The following is a 16,168-nucleotide window of genomic DNA, read 5'->3' as shown; positions in this document are numbered from 1 at the left end:
TGCCGGGATTTCTTTTTGCCTCAAAAGGATTCGCCTTGCTTGCCTCCACCTAGCGTGAAAGCCATCGCGTTAATCAACAATATGTAGAAGGGATACAGAATGAATGCTCCAATTAGCATAAGTCCCGCTGCTGGTGAAGGAACCTCGCCGATCCGTGATCGGTAACAAAGTAGCAAAAACATACATAAAACCTACCGCATATGGCAACCAGAGGATTGACGTCAATAATAGCACCCCACCACAACCCAATTGAAGCTTAGTCAGCCAGTACATGGAGAAGGAGGCGACTGCCAGGATCAACAATGCTGACCAATTAATAATCGTCCCCATCTTCCCTACTTCAATCTCTATCAGCCTGGCAAGCCGATAAATGTTCAACATAAGATCAGCCAGGATCGCGAAGAGAAGCCCATAGATGGCACTAATGCCATTGATTTTCAGAAATTTAACCATAATTGTTGTGCCGGACGAGACGGCTCAGCTCTCTCCCTTCTACAATTAAGTTCTTAGTGTACCTATTCTGTAATTGTATGTATTTCACATCTGCTATTCTCTTTTATTCTTACAGTATCCCCTATAGTATATAGCCTTTCTTAACCTTGTTTAAGGGTAGAAGATCTGCTTATTAAGCAAAAAAGCGCGGCCCCCGAAAACCTCGGAAGTCACGCTGTGCTTGAATAAATAAGGATGCTGATGAGAGGATTCGAACCACCGACCTACGCATTACGAGTGCGTTGCTCTACCTACTGAGCTACATCAGCATATATTCATTTATAAATCGAAACAAAAAATATTATAACGCTTTTTCACAAAAATGCAACCACCAAGTTTGGTAATCCGTCTAAAGCTTCTCGCGAACGGAACGCAGTTTCTGCTCGGAAGAGCTCTCTTTGTCACGGCGATCATCGATTTTAATCGAGGTCGATACACGCATGGCTCCGGATTGGAATGGTGCTTCATGAATTGCCCGAATCGCAGCAAATATATCTTCAAGCTGTCCCTCAATAATTGTACTCATAGATGTCAGAGTATATTTAATGTCTGTCTGCTTCTCCAACACGCGCTGCAATTCAGCAACATATGAACTGAGACTGGTGCTGCCTGTTCCTACCGGAATAACCGTTACTTCTGCTATTGCCATCGTAATTCCTCCCTATCCTTGCGATTGTTACTTATATTGTAACCACAACATCAGGCGAAGTTCAAACTCAGAATCGCTGGAGTTCCTCAGTTATTTCTAACGAAACTACAGAACGCTATTGCCGCAGAAGAGGGGGAATTTAAATCTAACGAAACTACATATCGTTATTTGGGCTTAATTCATGCTGAAATCCTCTAAATGGGCTAAATAGCGATACCCTGTTTCGTTAGAAATCCCATTAGCCCTTTTTCAATCAAATAGCGATTTCACGTTTCGTTAGAGACGGTAGACAGTTTACTAGGCGCTAATTCGGGTCTCCTTCCTTCTCTCCAAGAGTATCAAATTAACCATCTGTGTGGTCCATAAAAGTTCACATTTTTTTTCGTCCCCGACTCGCCGCATCAGGTCTGCTTTCTACTGTTTTTCATCTGATTTTCACTCGTCAATCCTTCTTATGACCTGTTTACAAACACAATATATTGGGCTATCATCAATTCCAGACAACCAAATATAGTATGAACAGGTGGTTCGGAGTATTTTAGACTACCGGATCTTAAAAGGGAAGCGCGGTGCAAATCCGCTGCGGTCCCGCCACTGTGACCGGAAGCTTATGGAGGCTATCAACCTCTATAGTGCGCGTTCAAAAAGGTCAGTTTTTCAACACATTTTGAACTGCCACTTTAAGCAATTCGTCGGCATCATGCCACTGCAGGTAACAAGCCTGTGGGAAGGCGCCGCTGAATGACCCGGAAGCCAGGAGACCTGCCTGTTTCAATGACACCGCTAATGACCTGCGAGGAATCAGGCAGGTGTCCGCTTGCAGCTGCTACATACTTTTTCAGCTACCATACTATCGGAACACAGGAGTACTGTGTTTGATTGAGCGCAATCGGGCATTTTCGACCTTGAGGCAGGTTGGAGATGCTTTTTATATGTCAAGAATGTCTGGTAATTAGAGGGGAGTACTTTGTTATGGCGTTATTAAATCGAGTTTATACGGATCAGGAGCAAATGTTGGATGAGGTGATCCATCTAGGAGAAGAGATCGTCGCCAGCTCCAACCTAGAAATACTACGCGAGAATGCGAACCTGAACGGCGAGAGCTTCTCCGGCAAAATGAGCAAATTCGGCAGTGAGTACGCTAAATGGTATGCGAACCACTTTGTGATGCCTAACCATCTGGTACAAGCTATCCAGGATAATATCGTTTATGTACATGACCTGGATCAATATGCTATTGGCACGACGAACTGCATCTTCATTCCATTTGATAAACTGCTTGCCGGGGGCTTCAACACTGGTAATGGCAGCGTCCGTCCGCCTAATTCGATCATGACGGCCATGGCGCTGGTGGCAATCATTTTCCAATCCCAGCAAAATTCCCAGTACGGCGGTGTCTCCGCCAATAAGCTGGATCACGATCTGGCCCCTTATGTAAGCAAGTCGTTCATGAAATACTTCCGCAAAGGACTTGAGTACTTTGAAGAAGGAGACGAAGCGGCGGACTTGGGCGAGATTTCAATGAGTCGAAGCGACCTTCAGGAACAATATCCGAGAGCTTACAAATATGCAACCAAAGAGACGGAATCAGAAACCTTACAAGGTGCTGAGAGCCTGATCCATAACTTAAATACGATGTCGAGCCGGGCTGGCGGGCAAATCCCGTTCACCAGCATCAACTATGGCACTTGCACCTCTCCAGAGGGACAATTGGTCATTCAATCCCTGCTCAAAGCGACGATGCGCGGTCTGGGCAGTGGCGAGACACCGATCTTCCCGATTCAAATCTTCAAATGCAAGCAAGGCGTCAACCAAGAGAAGAACGATCCCAACTATCATCTGTTCTTGATGGCTGCGGAATGCTCCGCCAAAAGGCTGTATCCGAACTTCGCTAACCTTGATGCGCCTCTGAACCTACAATATTATGATCCGTCCGATCCGGATACGGAATTTGCAACAATGGGCTGCCGCACTCGCGTATTAAGCGATCGCTTCGGACGCAACCATTTGTCCGGCAAAGGCAATCTGTCTTTTAACACGATCAATCTAGTCAAGCTCGGACTGGAGCACGGCATCGCGCTGGGACGACGCAAAGAGGCCGACGAACGTGGCTTCTACCGCGAGCTGAAGCATTATATGGACATTGCGACCGACGGCTTGCTGCACCGCTTCGAGATCCAGTCTCACCAGAAGGCCAAAGCTTCCGATTTCATGATGCGCGAAGGCGTCTGGGAAGGCGGCGAACAGCTGGCTCCTGATGACCAGGTCGGCGATCTACTCAAGCACGGCAGCTTATCCATCGGGTTCATCGGGCTGGCGGAATGCATGAAGGCCTTGTACGGCAAGCACCATGGCGAAGATGAAGAAGTATATCGTAAGGCTTTTGAATTGATCTCTTATATGCGTAAGTATTGCGATGAGCAGAGCGAGCGCCACAATTTGAATTTTACTCTATTCGCAACGCCTGCCGAGGGGCTGTCCGGCAAATTCACAAAGCGCGACCGCGCTGTATACGGCAAGGTATCGGAAATCGTAGACCGAGAATACTATACGAATTCATTCCATATTCCGGTGTACTATTCTTTAAGTGCAGCGAAAAAGATCGAGCTGGAAGCACCGTTCCACGAGCTCTGTAATGCAGGTGCCATTTCTTATATCGAATTGGACGGAAATGCCCGCAACAATCCAGCCGCTTTCATTAATATTGTGAAGTATGCACTGTCTAAGCAAGTCAGCTATTTCAGCCTCAACCATCCGATAGACCGCTGCACATCCTGTGGCTATGAAGGGATTATCGGAGCTACCTGCCCTTCTTGTGGCCAACATGAGAACGATGTGCATATCCGCCGCCTGCGCCGGGTTACAGGCTATTTGACCGGGGACTACCAGACACGCTTCAACTCTGCCAAACAAGCGGAAGTCCGCGACCGGGTAAAACACGGGATATGAATATTTGCGGTTATTACCCGGAATCCATAAATGAAGGTGAAGGCCTGCGCGCCTCCATCTTCATAAGTGGGTGCCGCCATCGCTGCCCGGGTTGTTTTAGCCCGGCAACGTGGAATTTCAAATACGGAGAGCCCTTTACAGAAGATCGGCAGGCAGAGATCATCTCAGATATTAAGAACAACCCTTTATTAAGTGGAGTCTCCCTTCTTGGCGGCGATCCCTTCTTCTCCGCCGAAGAGGTCAATGACTTCATTGATCGCCTTCGTCAGGAGGCCGGACCAGTTCCAATCTGGATATACACGGGGTATACATTTGAAGAATTACTGGCCATGCCGGGAACACCGGAATTTGGCTTACTCGAACGCTGCGAAGTTCTTGTCGATGGAAGATTTATAAAAAATTTAAGAGACCCCTCTCTACTCTATCGAGGCAGCTCTAACCAGCGAATCATAAGGATTTCTGAGAGTCTAGCAGCCCAAAAAGTAATAGATTGGGAACCCTTGTACTCTTTCTAGCCTACTAGGTTTCTTGTATAATTAATAATCTGTGATGTTTCTCACAGTGAATATTAGCGAAATTTGTACTTACCGGCGCAACACACTTGACCTGCGCCCCTTTTTTCGCGCATATTTGCAATTTTAAATAACAATTTTTGTAGCTTCGCACAGCTCCGGCTGCTGCTTGATCCTATATCACGAAAGCGAGGATATTCCATGCCATCATTCGTAACCAAACCCAATAACCGCCAGCTAGCGTTCGACAGCGATCGCCTTGGCATCTATGCCGACCGTATTCTGGAAGGCCTGAACAAGATCGATAAGGAGCGTCTGCTACGCGGTGTGCATTCCAAATTAAGACGAGATGTCGTTACCGGAGAAGAAATTAGCAATGCATTCACGATGTCTGCGCTTGAGCTCGTGACCAAGGAAGAACCGGAATGGAAATTCGCCGCTGCCCGCGCCCTGCTTACTACGCTGTATAAGAAGGCTGCTGTGAACCGCCGCTACAAATCTTATCCGGAAGAACCTTACGGTTCGTTCTATCACTTGATCACCGATCTATGTAAGAGTGGCATTCTCCGCGAAGAATTGCTGGAATGTTACACGAAGGAACAAATCGAAGAACTCGGAGAGACAATCAATCCCTCTTGTGATTTACTGTTCGACTATATCGGGCTACTTACACTGTCCGAACGTTATCTGGCCACTGACTTTGAAGGCCGGACCATGGAACTACCACAAGAGCGCTACATGGTGATCGCCATGTACCTGATGCATAAAGAACCGGCCGAGAGACGGATGGAGCTCGTTAAAGAAGCCTACTGGGCGATGAGTAATATTTACATGACCGCGGCAACACCAACAATGTCCAACGCCGGTAAGAAGGTAGCAGGGCAACTGTCGAGCTGCTTCATCGATACGGTTGACGACTCGCTCGAAGGCATCTTCGACTCCAATACTGATATTGCTCGCCTCAGCAAGATGGGCGGCGGAATCGGCGTCTATCTTGGTAAAGTGCGGGCCCGCGGTTCAGACATCCGCGGCCACAAGAACACTAGCTCCGGCGTTATCCCTTGGATTCGTCAGCTTAACAATACTGCGGTCAGTGTAGACCAGCTCGGCACGCGCAAAGGAGCGATCGCCGTCTACCTTGACGTATTCCATAAAGATATCCTCTCCTTCCTCGACTTGAAGCTCAACAACGGGGATGAGCGGATGCGTGCACATGATATTTTCCATGGCGTAAGCCTACCTGACCTGTTCATGGAAGCCGTCGAAGCACGCGGCGAGTGGAACCTGTTCTGCCCACATGAAGTGAAGAAGACGATGGGTTGGAAGGACGCGAACGGACGGCCGCTTGGCCTAGAGGATTTCTATGACGAGGAAGTTGGCAAGGGCCAGTTTCGCGAGAAGTATCAAGAAGCAGTGGATCACCCTACGTTATCCCGCATTACGATGCCGGCCATTGACATCATGAAGCGGATTATGAAATCGCAGCTTGAGACAGGAACGCCTTACATGTTCTATCGCGATACTGTCAACCGTGCGAATCCGAACCGTAATCATGGCATGGTCTATTCCTCCAACCTCTGTACGGAGATTATGCAGAACCAATCGCCGACAGTAGTTGAGCAGGAGGAACTCGTGACGAAAGATGGACAGACCCGGATCGTTATTTCAAAAATTCCTGGCGATTTCGTCGTATGTAACCTGAATTCTATTCACCTGGCACGTGCTGTACCAGCTGGAGTGCTCGATCGTCTTGTACCGATTCAGGCACGCATGCTAGACAACGTAATTGATATCAACAATATTGAGGTGCTTCAGGCGCAATATACCAACAGCCAATACCGCGCAATCGGGCTCGGAACCTTCGGGCTGCATCATCTGCTCGCACTAGAGGGCATCCGTTGGGAATCTGAAGAAGCCGTACAATATAACGACGCTCTATACGAAAAAATCAACTACCTGTTGATTAGATCAAGTATGGAACTAGCAATTGAAAAAGGCCGCTATCCGAAGTTCGCTGGTTCGGACTGGGATACCGGACATTACTTTACTTCCCGTGGTTATATCGACGGTTCGCGTGAAGGCAAATATGTAACTACAGAGCAATGGAACGAGCTGATGGGACAAGTCCATGAGAACGGCGTGCGCAACGCCTGGATGTTTGCTATCGCACCAAACGGATCGACTTCGATCATCGCCGGCTCTACCGCCAGCATCGATCCGCTCTATGAGCTTCTCTCCTATGAAGAGAAGACGACTTATAAAGTTGCCAACCCGGCTCCAGACCTGTCAGAGAAGACAATCTGGTACTACAAGACAGCGTTTATGATCGATCAGCACTGGTCCATCAACATGGCCAGCGCCCGTCAACGCCATATCGACCAAGCACAGAGTTTCAACCTGTATGTACGCCCGGACATCAAAGCAACTGAGTTCCTGGATCTGCATCTTCATGCCTGGAAAGCTGGTATCAAGACAACTTATTATGTACGAAGCCGTGCGTTGACGATTGAAGAGTGCGAATCCTGCGCATCATAATCCTATTTTGACGCTGAAAGATTTAGTTAGATTATTAATACTAGGAGATGTATCCAAATGACACTGCAATTACAGGAGATCTTTAATACTAAGGCTCCCAATAAATCAACCCGTATCATTAACGGCGAATGCTCCGGTATTGTGAACTGGGACGATATCCGCATGCCGCATATGTACAAGCTGTACAAGGTGCTGCTACTCAACTACTGGATCGCTGACGAAATCCCAATGAGCAAGGATGCCCAGCAATACCAACTGCTTGATCCCGAGGAACAGCGTACCTTTAAGATCAACATCGGCCTCTTAGCCGTGCTCGACTCGATGCAGACGATGTTTGTCGGCGACGTGAAGCGCTATTTGACCGATTCCTCGCTGGAAGCGATCGCTGCGGTTATCGCTCAGCAGGAAGTCGTGCATAACCAATCCTATTCTTATGTATTATCCTCTCTCGTATCCGATCAGGAGCAGAAAGAGATCTTTGAATATTGGAAGCATGATCCGGTACTGCTTGAGCGAAACACGTTCATCTCCGAGATCTATCAGAACTTCCGCAACGAGCAGACTCCTCAGACTTTCTTTGAGGCTCTTGTGGCTGACTTAATTCTGGAAGGCATATTCTTCTATAGTACATTTGCCTTCTTCTACAACCTCGCTCGCGATCAAAAGATGATGGGGACCAGTCAGATGATCTCCTATATCCAACGCGATGAGAACCAGCACTGCTACTTCTTCGCCGAAGTGTTCAAGCAGCTACTCATCGACTTCCCGGAACTGAATACTCCGGAAAATATGGACTACGTCTATCGTACAATCAACCGTGCGGTTGAGTTGGAGACGAACTGGGCGCATTATACGCTCAAGAAGGTGCAAGGCATCGACCTGAACGAATTGTCCGATTACATCAAATACACCGCTAACAAACGCCTTAAATTGATGGGACTGGACAAAGCGTACGATGGCGTTGACGTCAACTGTATGCCTTGGATCAAGCCGTTCTCCGACGAAGCGCTCAATGCTACGAAGACCGACTTCTTCGAAGCCAAATCCCGCAACTACGGCAAAGTCGGCGACGACAACGGATTTGATGATCTGTAAGATTCGATGATTTTCTAAAATAAAAAGCACCGAAGGGTCGGAGATTCCGACTCTTCAGTGCCTTTTTTGTCTATGATGTTCATAAGGGATAATTTCGGATTCACTTTTTGCGATAATTAATTTATAATGACTTTATGTCGATTTTTAATGACATTGATTAAGACGCAACTTCATATGCGCCCGTAGCTCAGCAGGATAGAGCGATAGTTTCCTAAACTATGCGTCGCGGGTTCGAATCCCGCCGTGGCGCGTCCCCCCCTTGTATATCAAGGGGGTTTCCTTTTGCTCTCGTGATCCTGACATTCCATTTCCTTCTTATGCATCCGTAAACTCGTTGTTAGAGACGACGGTTCATACTATGAATAGTGATATGGATAACATTAAAAAGCCTTACTAGCGTTTAGCTTGCAAGGCTAGTAATCAATTAGAATACAAAGGCTCTTGAAATGATTACAAGAAGTATAAACAGGACTAAAATAGCTCCAGTTGAACCCCATAATCCACCGCCACAGCTAAGACCTACACCGCCTAGTACTTCACCCATATTTCTTACCTCCTTGTATTTAGAGTACACACCATCCTATTCATTTCTTTATAATCAGATTGGACATCTCCACCTATGATAAAGCCCATTTATTAGATCTCGTACTCCAAGTTATATCCACCGTTATCTGGCTTGGTTGGATTAGTAATAATACGGAGTGTGGCAAGTAGTCCAAGTATTCCAGTTAGGTACCAATTAAGTGCAAAAGCAAAAACATCTGAGAGAAAAAAGACTGCCCTGTTGGACAGTCTATCATCGAAGCTGATTTGTTACCGGGCAAAGCGACGAATCTGCTTATAGACGAATCGTTCCCACTTGCCAAGCCAATCCGTTGCCGACATCACTTCAGCGGTATGTCGTGTATGCCACTCTGCCACGTTTTGATTATGTCGTACATGCCAATTCGCGACACGTTGATTACGGGGATGATGTATAGCTTGGTTGGCATGTCGATGTCGAACATGCGCCCGATGATGATGACTCAAGTCCTCTGGAAGCCCAAATGCAAGAGCAATGCTTCGAACCACTTTTCGGTGCCAGTGTTTTATAGAATTCAACAGATCCACCACCTTCTCTAACATGTATAGATTTATATTTGAAATATAGTCTATATATGTTAGACTGTCAAGAAGATCATATTTAAGGAGATAATGATGGCACTTAACAAAAATGAAATTATAGAGGAAGCATTAAAATTGCTGAATGAGGCTGGAATCGACGGCGTTAGTTTGCGATCCTTAGCAAATAGGCTAGGTGTCAAAGCTCCAACCCTGTATTGGCATGTTAAGAATAAAGCAGCTCTGGGCAATGAAATGGCAGAGCGAATACTTGAGCCCGTGTCTCGCGACCTGCGTCCCCGTGATATTGAGCAGCCTTGGCAGGAATGGCTACTGCATATTTTCAACCATATGCGGCAAGCCTTGCTTGCATATACTGACGGAGCACGAGTTGTTGCAGGTGCCCATTTCTCGCTTACAATGGCCCATGTGACGGAGGCAGCAATAAGAACATTGCTTACCGCTGGAGTTAGTTTACGCGAGTCCCGTCTGATTGTATTGACAGCAACCCGCTTCACATTAGGACATGTGATCGAGGAACAAACTCCCCTGGATGCTGATATGACCAATGATTTTGCAATGGAACAATTCCAAAAGGGCCATCCAACCCTCATTGCAGGCATAGAGGAATATTTTAATTCAGGCCGTACGGCGGATGATCTATTTAATGATAGTCTGAGACTTATTATTGAAGGACGATAATTGGTGTTGTTAAGGCCTCTATTCTAGCTCCAAAGGCAGGAAGGCGTATTTGCCGTCCCTCACAATCTCACACTTTCAAATCGGAAGCAGATGCTTGAATAGCGGGCCCGTGCTTCCAATTGTTTGCTTCACTCATCGGCTAAATCCTCTCCTAACCTGTATGTCTATCTCTCAAACCTCAAGTCTCCTCTACTAGCGCTCACCGATAATATAAAACTCTCATTTACATATTATACAGGTTTTCATATCCCAAATGGTCAAGCTGCCCAAAGACTTCCCCCAGGCTCGTCATTAATTCGCCTTCGTATCAAATAAGCAAAAAAGCCTGCAAGTTTGCAGGCCATCAGATCAGGAAACCTATATCATATAGCTTAATCTCTAACGAAACTGGGTATCGTTATTTAGGTCAAATAGAGCTGCTGAAAATTGTAACGAAACTAGGTATCGCTATTGAAGCGAAACAGCGGCAAAATGCCTACTTTTCTCCCCAATAGCGATCTGGAGTTTCGTTAGATTTAATTCACCACTGTTTTCGTGGAAATAACGTTCCATAGTTTCATTAGAGCTCAGAGAAGGGCGTCAACATTGTTTCGACTGGATTCCGACTGGTTGGTTCACTGAGTTCAGACTGAATTCTGGCTGAGTTTTGACTGAGTCCGACTGAGTTTCAACTGGGTCTCTATCGAATTCAGCCTGAAACTCGGCCAACATCCCCCTTACGCCAACCCGAACCAGTGCACCAGGCCGAAACCGAGGCCCGACAGTAGAATCGAGCCAATAAATCCGGCGGCAAAAGATTTAAGCCCCATTCTGCGGAAGGTAGCAATATCGACGTTCAAGCCAAGCGCTGCCATCGCCATCGCAATCAGCAAGTAAGCTGCGACGATCAGTTGGTTCGTTACTACGGCAGGAATAATACCCAGCGTATTGACACCGCTCATCAACAGGAAGCCAAGGATAAACCACGGAATCGGAATATCGCGCCAGCTTGTTTTGATGGCATTTGGGTTGTTTTTGCGCTCGGCTCTACCCGCCCAAATCCCAATAATAATCGCCACTGGTACAAGCAGAGCTACACGCGTCAGTTTGACGATGACGGCAAGATCAACCGCTTCTTTGCCGCCCGGCGCTGCCGCAGCGATAACATGAGCGATTTCATGCAACGTAGCACCTGAGAAAATACCATATCCGGCTGCCGTCAGTCCCAACACTGGATATAACAGCGTATAAGCTAAAGTAAACAACGTACCTAGAATAGCGATCGTAGCTGCGCCAACCGCAGTTTCATCATCATTCGCTTTGATCTGCGGGGCGATGGCCACTACAGCAGCCGCTCCGCAAATCGCTGTACCACAGGCGGTCAGAATACCGAGCCGCTGATCGACCTTAAATAATTTGGTCAGTCCATACACCACAAATATAGCAAATATAATATTGATCACGGCAATCGCCAGCACCTTCGGTCCGGCATGAATTATATCGAGCAGATTCAGCCGCATGCCGAGCAGAATAATTCCGAAACGCAGCAACTTCTTGCTTGAGAAGTTAATCCCCGGCGCCGCTTCAGACGGCACTCCGAATATAGCCCGCCATGCTATACCTATCAATATGGCAATCACAAGCTGACCCATGATGCTTAAGAATGGGAATCCCGCTATAAATTTAGCGAGAATGGCTATGATTAGCGTAATGATAATTCCTTCGGTGAAGCCGAATTTTTTATTTTGCCTCCATAAATGAATGTAATTATGTTTCACCTTCCCACTTCCCCCACCGTTGTAAATAATCTCTGTAAATGTCTATTACGATTACAACTATAAGGCGGCTCGCGGTAAAGCTGAAATAAAGATCTGTTATCTTGATCATGAGAAATACTTATGATTGAGAAGGAAAATGGTTGTTGACCGTTTCGTGAGCGGGGTACAATGAGAAGAGCAAACAAAGGAGAGACAGATCCATGATTGTAGAGAACCTTAAAGTATTCGTGACTGTATCTGAGCAGAAAAACTTCTCACGCGCTGCCGAGTTGCTGAATCTATCCCAACCTGGCGTTAGCCTACATATCCGCAATCTAGAGAATGAACTAGGTGCCAAGTTAATGCATCGTTCCCCAAGCAGGTGAAGCTGACTGAGGCTGGTTTTATTTTATATGAGAAAGCCAAGAGAATTCTGGCCCTATACGATGAAGCAAGACGCGATATTCATCTACTACAAGACACCGTAACCGGTTCGATCCATGTCGGAGCTAGCTTCACGATCGGTGAATATCTTCTCCCGCGACTACTCGCGGAATTCGTCGCGCAATACCCCCAGGTTGAGCTGCAGGTGACGATCGGAAACACATGGGAGATCGTTCAAAAGGTTCGCAAGCAAGAGCTTAATCTGGGATTAGTCGAGGGGGATGTAACCGGAGAGGATCTGGTGATCACGCCTTATATGAAGGATGAATTGCTGCTCGTTGCCGCACCCGATCATCCGCTTAGTGCCATGCAACAGGCCGATATCAGCAAGCTCCAGCATTTGAACTGGATTTTACGTGAGAGTGGCTCCGGTACAAGGGCATTTAGTGACTGTTTTCTTCAAGAGCATAAGCTTGAAATTAAACGTACATATGTATTCAATAGCAGCCAAGGCGTCAAAGAGGCAGTCACTGCCGGTCTTGGCGTAGCAATTCTGTCCCGCTGGGTTGTCCGTAAGGAGCTTGAGTCAGGTACCCTACACAATATCCCCCTAAAAGGAATAAAACTGACCCGTGATTTCTCCACCATTCAAACTATGGATCATTCACCTTCGATGGCGATCGAGCGGTTTGTACAACAGGTTATGGAAGATGCAAAGCGGTTGAGAACTAACGGGTTAGGTTAGGACTAGGCTCTCAGTTCGGCTCGAACAATTCACTCAGCATCCGTTCCTTGTTATTTAGGAACTCCTTCATGATGAAATAGTGGTCTGTCTCTTCAAGTGTAACTGTCCGTATCCCATCTGGCGTCAATTGATAAATAATGCTATCCGGATAGGCCATCAGAATGGGAGAATGCGTAGAAATGATAAACTGCGAGTGATTCTTCACCAGTTCATGCATCCGTGACAGCATCGCCATCTGCCGATAAGGAGATAGTGCCGCCTCGGGCTCGTCCATAATATAGAGTCCTCTTCCGCTCAGCCGGTTCATAAATGTAGCAAAAAACGATTCACCGTGCGACATCATATGCAGCGATTTTCCTCCATAGGAATCAATAATTGGGGGTGCAGTAGTGATTTGTCGATCTAGGGCTTCAATTTCTGTCGCTAGATTATAATAGCTCTCCGCACGGAAGAAGAAGCCGTCTCGAGCTTTTTGGGGGCCACGAACAGGCCTTAGATATTGGAACAGCTCCGAATGCGTCTCCGCCGTCGAGAAATTGAAATTGAGCGTCCCTCCTTCCGCATTGAAGCCAAGCGCTACCGCGACCGCTTCCAGCAGTGTCGATTTGCCCATGCCGTTCTCACCAACGATATAGGTCACCTTCGGATGAAAATCAAGCCGCTCCATAGCAGCTACGGCAGACAAGTTAAAAGGATATCGCTGAAAAGACGGCACCTCTTCCCTCAGCAGTGTCATACTGCGTAGAAAGGCCCCTTTTTCATAAATGCTCATGTCGATTATCCCTCGCTTTCTTCTTCTTTCACCCAATATTTCTTCCTACAAAACGCTTGAACCATGTTTTTTTATTATAGAACAGAAAAAAATGAAGTGTAAGCCCTTTAAAGTAGCGAAGGGTATAACCTATAATTCAGCTGGACTGACACTTGGATTCCCTTTGTATATTGTAGAACTATTGCTAAGTATCACAAATCGTTGAAAATCGTAGGAAATAATTGTTGAGACAAGGAGGAGTAAAAAGTAAAATTTATCTATAGCAGGGAATTGGGTGCATAATACAAATGCGGCTGTACCATAGTTCATCACAGACAAGGCATGCCTGCCATTCAAGTGAAAACCGGAGGTGTCATAGGTGCGGACAAGGTATTTACAGAAATGCATTACAGTATTGTGCATGATCGTATTACTCGCTGGATGCAGCGGTAAGATTCTGCCTGGTATGCCAAAGGATGGAAAGTGAACAATCAAAGTCATGGCCTATCATGAGCAAACCTTCCAGCAGAAATTTGGAGATCTCTTTACTGTGAGTTTTCCAGAAGTAGAAATAGAAGTGGTCGGCAAGGATGTACTAAGAGATCACTCACCAGAAGAAAATCCGGGTGATAAGCTGATCGACTTCATTGAGAAAGAGAAGCCTGATCTAATCCTGCTTGATGCTGAGCAGATTGCTCCTCTGGTGGACAAGGGAAAGCTGCTGCAATTAGATGCGGTGATGAAGCAGGAGCAATTCGATACCACAGGCATTCCCGCTCTAACCATGGATTTTTTCAGACAATTAGGTGATGGTCATATTTACGTATTATCCCCTACTTACGATGTCAGTGCGATTTACTATAACGAGGATCTATTCAAAGAGTATGCTATAGAACCGCCTCGCAATCAAATGACATGGGAGGAACTGTTTCTAATCGCTTCCCGGTTCGGACAGCTTAGTACTGAGCAAAATCCGCTGTACGGAATATCGACCCTCTTCTCAAATCCGATGGATATTCTGCTGAATGTAGCACAGACGAAAGAGCTGCGTATTATTGACAACGATAGGGAAGAACTGCTGCTTAATTCCGATGGCTGGAAGGAAGCATATCGCTTAGTGACCGATACAATCAAAGCAAATGGTTTTTATATGGCAGACGGAACTGTTGAGCAAATTGACTTAAATGACACGATGTTCGCAAGGGGACAATCCGCTATGACCATCGTTCATGCAACTTCTACCAAAATGATACAAGGTGACTCCAGTTTCAAGGTCGGCCTGGTTACGATGCCGATCAACCCTGCTAACCCGGAAGTATCCCCATTTATGAGCTTCGATAATATGTATGCCATCAATGCAGATTCCCCAATAAGCGAATCGCTTGGGAGCTGCTATCACATATGTGCAGCCCTGAAATGGCCAAAACCTTCACATCTGGCTTTAGTGTCAGTCTGCCCATCCGAAATGAAGGAATCACCGAGATCAGTGGTCTACCGGCTGAACCATTCACTATTCTGAAGCCATATGCTAGCGGTGACTCCGGCTGGGGCATCCTCAACAAAATCAAGGTCACCTCAGAATTTCAAGGTCAAGTGTACGATTCTATGAACCAAGCACTCATCTCTATTGTTAAGAAAGATGTTACGGTGGATGATGCGCTAAACGCGATGCAGAAGGAGCTACAGGAGCGATTGGAGTTGGAGAAGAGGAAATAACACAGTTTAGTACTTGAATAGGTACCTTGCTCAGCTTGGTCTATCTTTTAGCTATCCGAAGACGTAAAGAAGAAGGGCTAACTATGCCCTTCTTCCTTCTATATCCATATATATCTTCTCTTAATTCATCACAAATTGATATACACTCTCGATCTTCTCATCGGTCAGGTCACCGCTGTTATCGAAGACGAGGACCGATGAAGCAGGGATGTCCCAGTTTACTTCAGGAACAAATTGCACACGCTGCTTGAAGTCATCCCAATGCTCAAGCTTCCAGTTGTCGCGTTCAGTTTGCCGTTGCTCGATGCGTTTTCTTTGCGTCTCCATATCACCCAAGGTAACGGCGATGACTTTGACGTCTACCTCTTGCTTGCTCAATCCAGCAGTGCTGAGGACCTCTTCGATCCATGCTTTATTTTTCAACTCTGCTGTAAAAGGAGAGATCATAAATACGTTCTGTCCAGCGGCGAGATTTTCGATACAAATATCTTTGGTTGTATCATATTCCAAGTCGCGGAGATGCTTCTTATAGAATTCAGAGTCGCGGTCGTTCACGTCCAGACCGTTCATCTCGAGCATTTTCTCTACAAAACGTCCGCCGACCGTATCGCGATCCAGAAAAGCAGCCTGAATTCGCTTCGCCAATTTTCTAGCAACTGTCGTCTTGCCGGTTCCAGCTACCCCTACAAAAAACACCAATTTCTGCACTCCAATATCCCCCTATTTGTAAGTTAAAATCAGTGTATCATTGCTCAAGGATGGAACACAATCCCAAACCAGAGGGAGGACGCTTATTTTCCC

Annotated in this window: 13 protein-coding genes, 2 tRNA genes, 1 pseudogene and 1 riboswitch; of the genes and pseudogenes, 8 read left to right on the top strand and 8 right to left on the bottom strand. The window is 46.5% G+C overall.

Annotated features, from left to right (window positions below; translation table 11 throughout):
* Positions 1 to 69: 69 nt before the first annotated feature.
* The 3 genes from RE628_RS03030 to RE628_RS03020 form a co-directional block, all read right to left on the bottom strand.
* Positions 70 to 453, bottom strand: a complete 384-nt coding sequence (locus tag RE628_RS03030) for a hypothetical protein (protein ID WP_309157354.1) — start codon at positions 451 to 453, stop codon at positions 70 to 72.
* A gap of 235 nt (positions 454 to 688) precedes the next feature.
* Positions 689 to 761: transfer RNA gene (locus RE628_RS03025), tRNA-Thr, on the bottom strand.
* Positions 762 to 841: 80 nt separating this feature from the next.
* Positions 842 to 1,141 carry an MTH1187 family thiamine-binding protein gene (locus RE628_RS03020; protein ID WP_309157353.1) on the bottom strand — a complete coding sequence of 100 codons (300 nt, stop codon included), beginning with the start codon at positions 1,139 to 1,141 and terminating at the stop codon, positions 842 to 844.
* Positions 1,142 to 1,645: 504 nt separating this feature from the next.
* A riboswitch (cobalamin riboswitch) is annotated at positions 1,646 to 1,926 on the top strand.
* A 187-nt stretch (positions 1,927 to 2,113) separates the two neighbouring features.
* Between RE628_RS03020 and RE628_RS03015 the strand changes: the two genes are divergently transcribed.
* The 5 genes from RE628_RS03015 (at position 2,114) to RE628_RS02995 (ending at position 8,483) form a co-directional block, all read left to right on the top strand.
* The gene (locus RE628_RS03015) at positions 2,114 to 4,090 is read left to right on the top strand and encodes an anaerobic ribonucleoside triphosphate reductase (protein WP_309157352.1); all 1,977 of its coding nucleotides are present in this window, start codon (positions 2,114 to 2,116) and stop codon (positions 4,088 to 4,090) included.
* Positions 4,087 to 4,605 carry an anaerobic ribonucleoside-triphosphate reductase activating protein gene (gene nrdG / locus RE628_RS03010; protein ID WP_309157351.1) on the top strand — a complete coding sequence of 173 codons (519 nt, stop codon included), beginning with the start codon at positions 4,087 to 4,089 and terminating at the stop codon, positions 4,603 to 4,605. Before RE628_RS03015 ends, nrdG begins: the two co-directional genes overlap by 4 nt.
* 198 nt (positions 4,606 to 4,803) lie before the next feature.
* Positions 4,804 to 7,137, top strand: a complete 2,334-nt coding sequence (locus tag RE628_RS03005) for a ribonucleoside-diphosphate reductase subunit alpha (RefSeq protein WP_309157350.1) — start codon at positions 4,804 to 4,806, stop codon at positions 7,135 to 7,137.
* Positions 7,138 to 7,200: 63 nt separating this feature from the next.
* Positions 7,201 to 8,232: a ribonucleotide-diphosphate reductase subunit beta gene (locus RE628_RS03000; protein WP_309159346.1), complete on the top strand. Its 1,032-nt coding sequence runs from the start codon at positions 7,201 to 7,203 to the stop codon at positions 8,230 to 8,232.
* 176 nt (positions 8,233 to 8,408) lie between these two features.
* Positions 8,409 to 8,483: transfer RNA gene (locus tag RE628_RS02995), tRNA-Arg, on the top strand.
* Positions 8,484 to 8,656: 173 nt separating this feature from the next.
* Here RE628_RS02995 and RE628_RS02990 read toward each other — a convergent pair.
* Positions 8,657 to 8,776, bottom strand: a complete 120-nt coding sequence (locus RE628_RS02990; RefSeq protein ID WP_309157349.1) for a sporulation protein YjcZ — start codon at positions 8,774 to 8,776, stop codon at positions 8,657 to 8,659.
* Positions 8,777 to 9,045: 269 nt separating this feature from the next.
* Positions 9,046 to 9,333 carry a hypothetical protein gene (locus tag RE628_RS02985; RefSeq protein WP_309157347.1) on the bottom strand — a complete coding sequence of 96 codons (288 nt, stop codon included), beginning with the start codon at positions 9,331 to 9,333 and terminating at the stop codon, positions 9,046 to 9,048.
* Between the two features lie 93 nt (positions 9,334 to 9,426).
* Here RE628_RS02985 and RE628_RS02980 point away from each other — a divergent pair, with 93 nt between their 5' ends.
* Positions 9,427 to 10,035, top strand: a complete 609-nt coding sequence (locus RE628_RS02980; RefSeq protein ID WP_309157345.1) for a TetR/AcrR family transcriptional regulator C-terminal domain-containing protein — start codon at positions 9,427 to 9,429, stop codon at positions 10,033 to 10,035.
* 716 nt (positions 10,036 to 10,751) lie between these two features.
* Here RE628_RS02980 and RE628_RS02975 read toward each other — a convergent pair.
* On the bottom strand, positions 10,752 to 11,777 hold the full coding sequence (locus tag RE628_RS02975) for a YeiH family protein (protein WP_375143092.1): 1,026 nt from the start codon (positions 11,775 to 11,777) through the stop codon (positions 10,752 to 10,754).
* A gap of 215 nt (positions 11,778 to 11,992) precedes the next feature.
* Between RE628_RS02975 and RE628_RS02970 the strand changes: the two are divergent.
* Positions 11,993 to 12,900 (top strand): annotated as a pseudogene (locus tag RE628_RS02970) (LysR substrate-binding domain-containing protein).
* A gap of 10 nt (positions 12,901 to 12,910) precedes the next feature.
* Here RE628_RS02970 and RE628_RS02965 read toward each other — a convergent pair.
* Positions 12,911 to 13,672 (bottom strand): AAA family ATPase, encoded by a 762-nt coding sequence (locus tag RE628_RS02965; RefSeq protein ID WP_309157343.1) that lies wholly within the window; start codon positions 13,670 to 13,672, stop codon positions 12,911 to 12,913.
* 478 nt (positions 13,673 to 14,150) lie between these two features.
* On the opposite strand from RE628_RS02965, the gene RE628_RS02960 reads away from it, so the two are divergent.
* A complete protein-coding gene (locus RE628_RS02960; RefSeq protein WP_309157342.1) occupies positions 14,151 to 15,170 on the top strand; it encodes an ABC transporter substrate-binding protein in 1,020 nt (339 codons plus the stop codon).
* A 317-nt stretch (positions 15,171 to 15,487) separates the two neighbouring features.
* Here RE628_RS02960 and RE628_RS02955 read toward each other — a convergent pair whose 3' ends face one another.
* Complete coding sequence (locus RE628_RS02955) at positions 15,488 to 16,075, bottom strand: P-loop nucleotide/nucleoside kinase family protein (RefSeq protein WP_309157341.1); 588 nt, start codon at positions 16,073 to 16,075, stop codon at positions 15,488 to 15,490.
* Positions 16,076 to 16,168 lie beyond the last annotated feature (93 nt).

The organism is Paenibacillus sp. D2_2 (assembly GCF_031199965.1).
Taxonomy (GTDB): Bacteria; Bacillota; Bacilli; order Paenibacillales; family Paenibacillaceae; genus Fontibacillus.
Note: the sequence above shows the minus strand (reverse complement) of the source record. Positions and strands in the feature narration are given on the sequence as shown.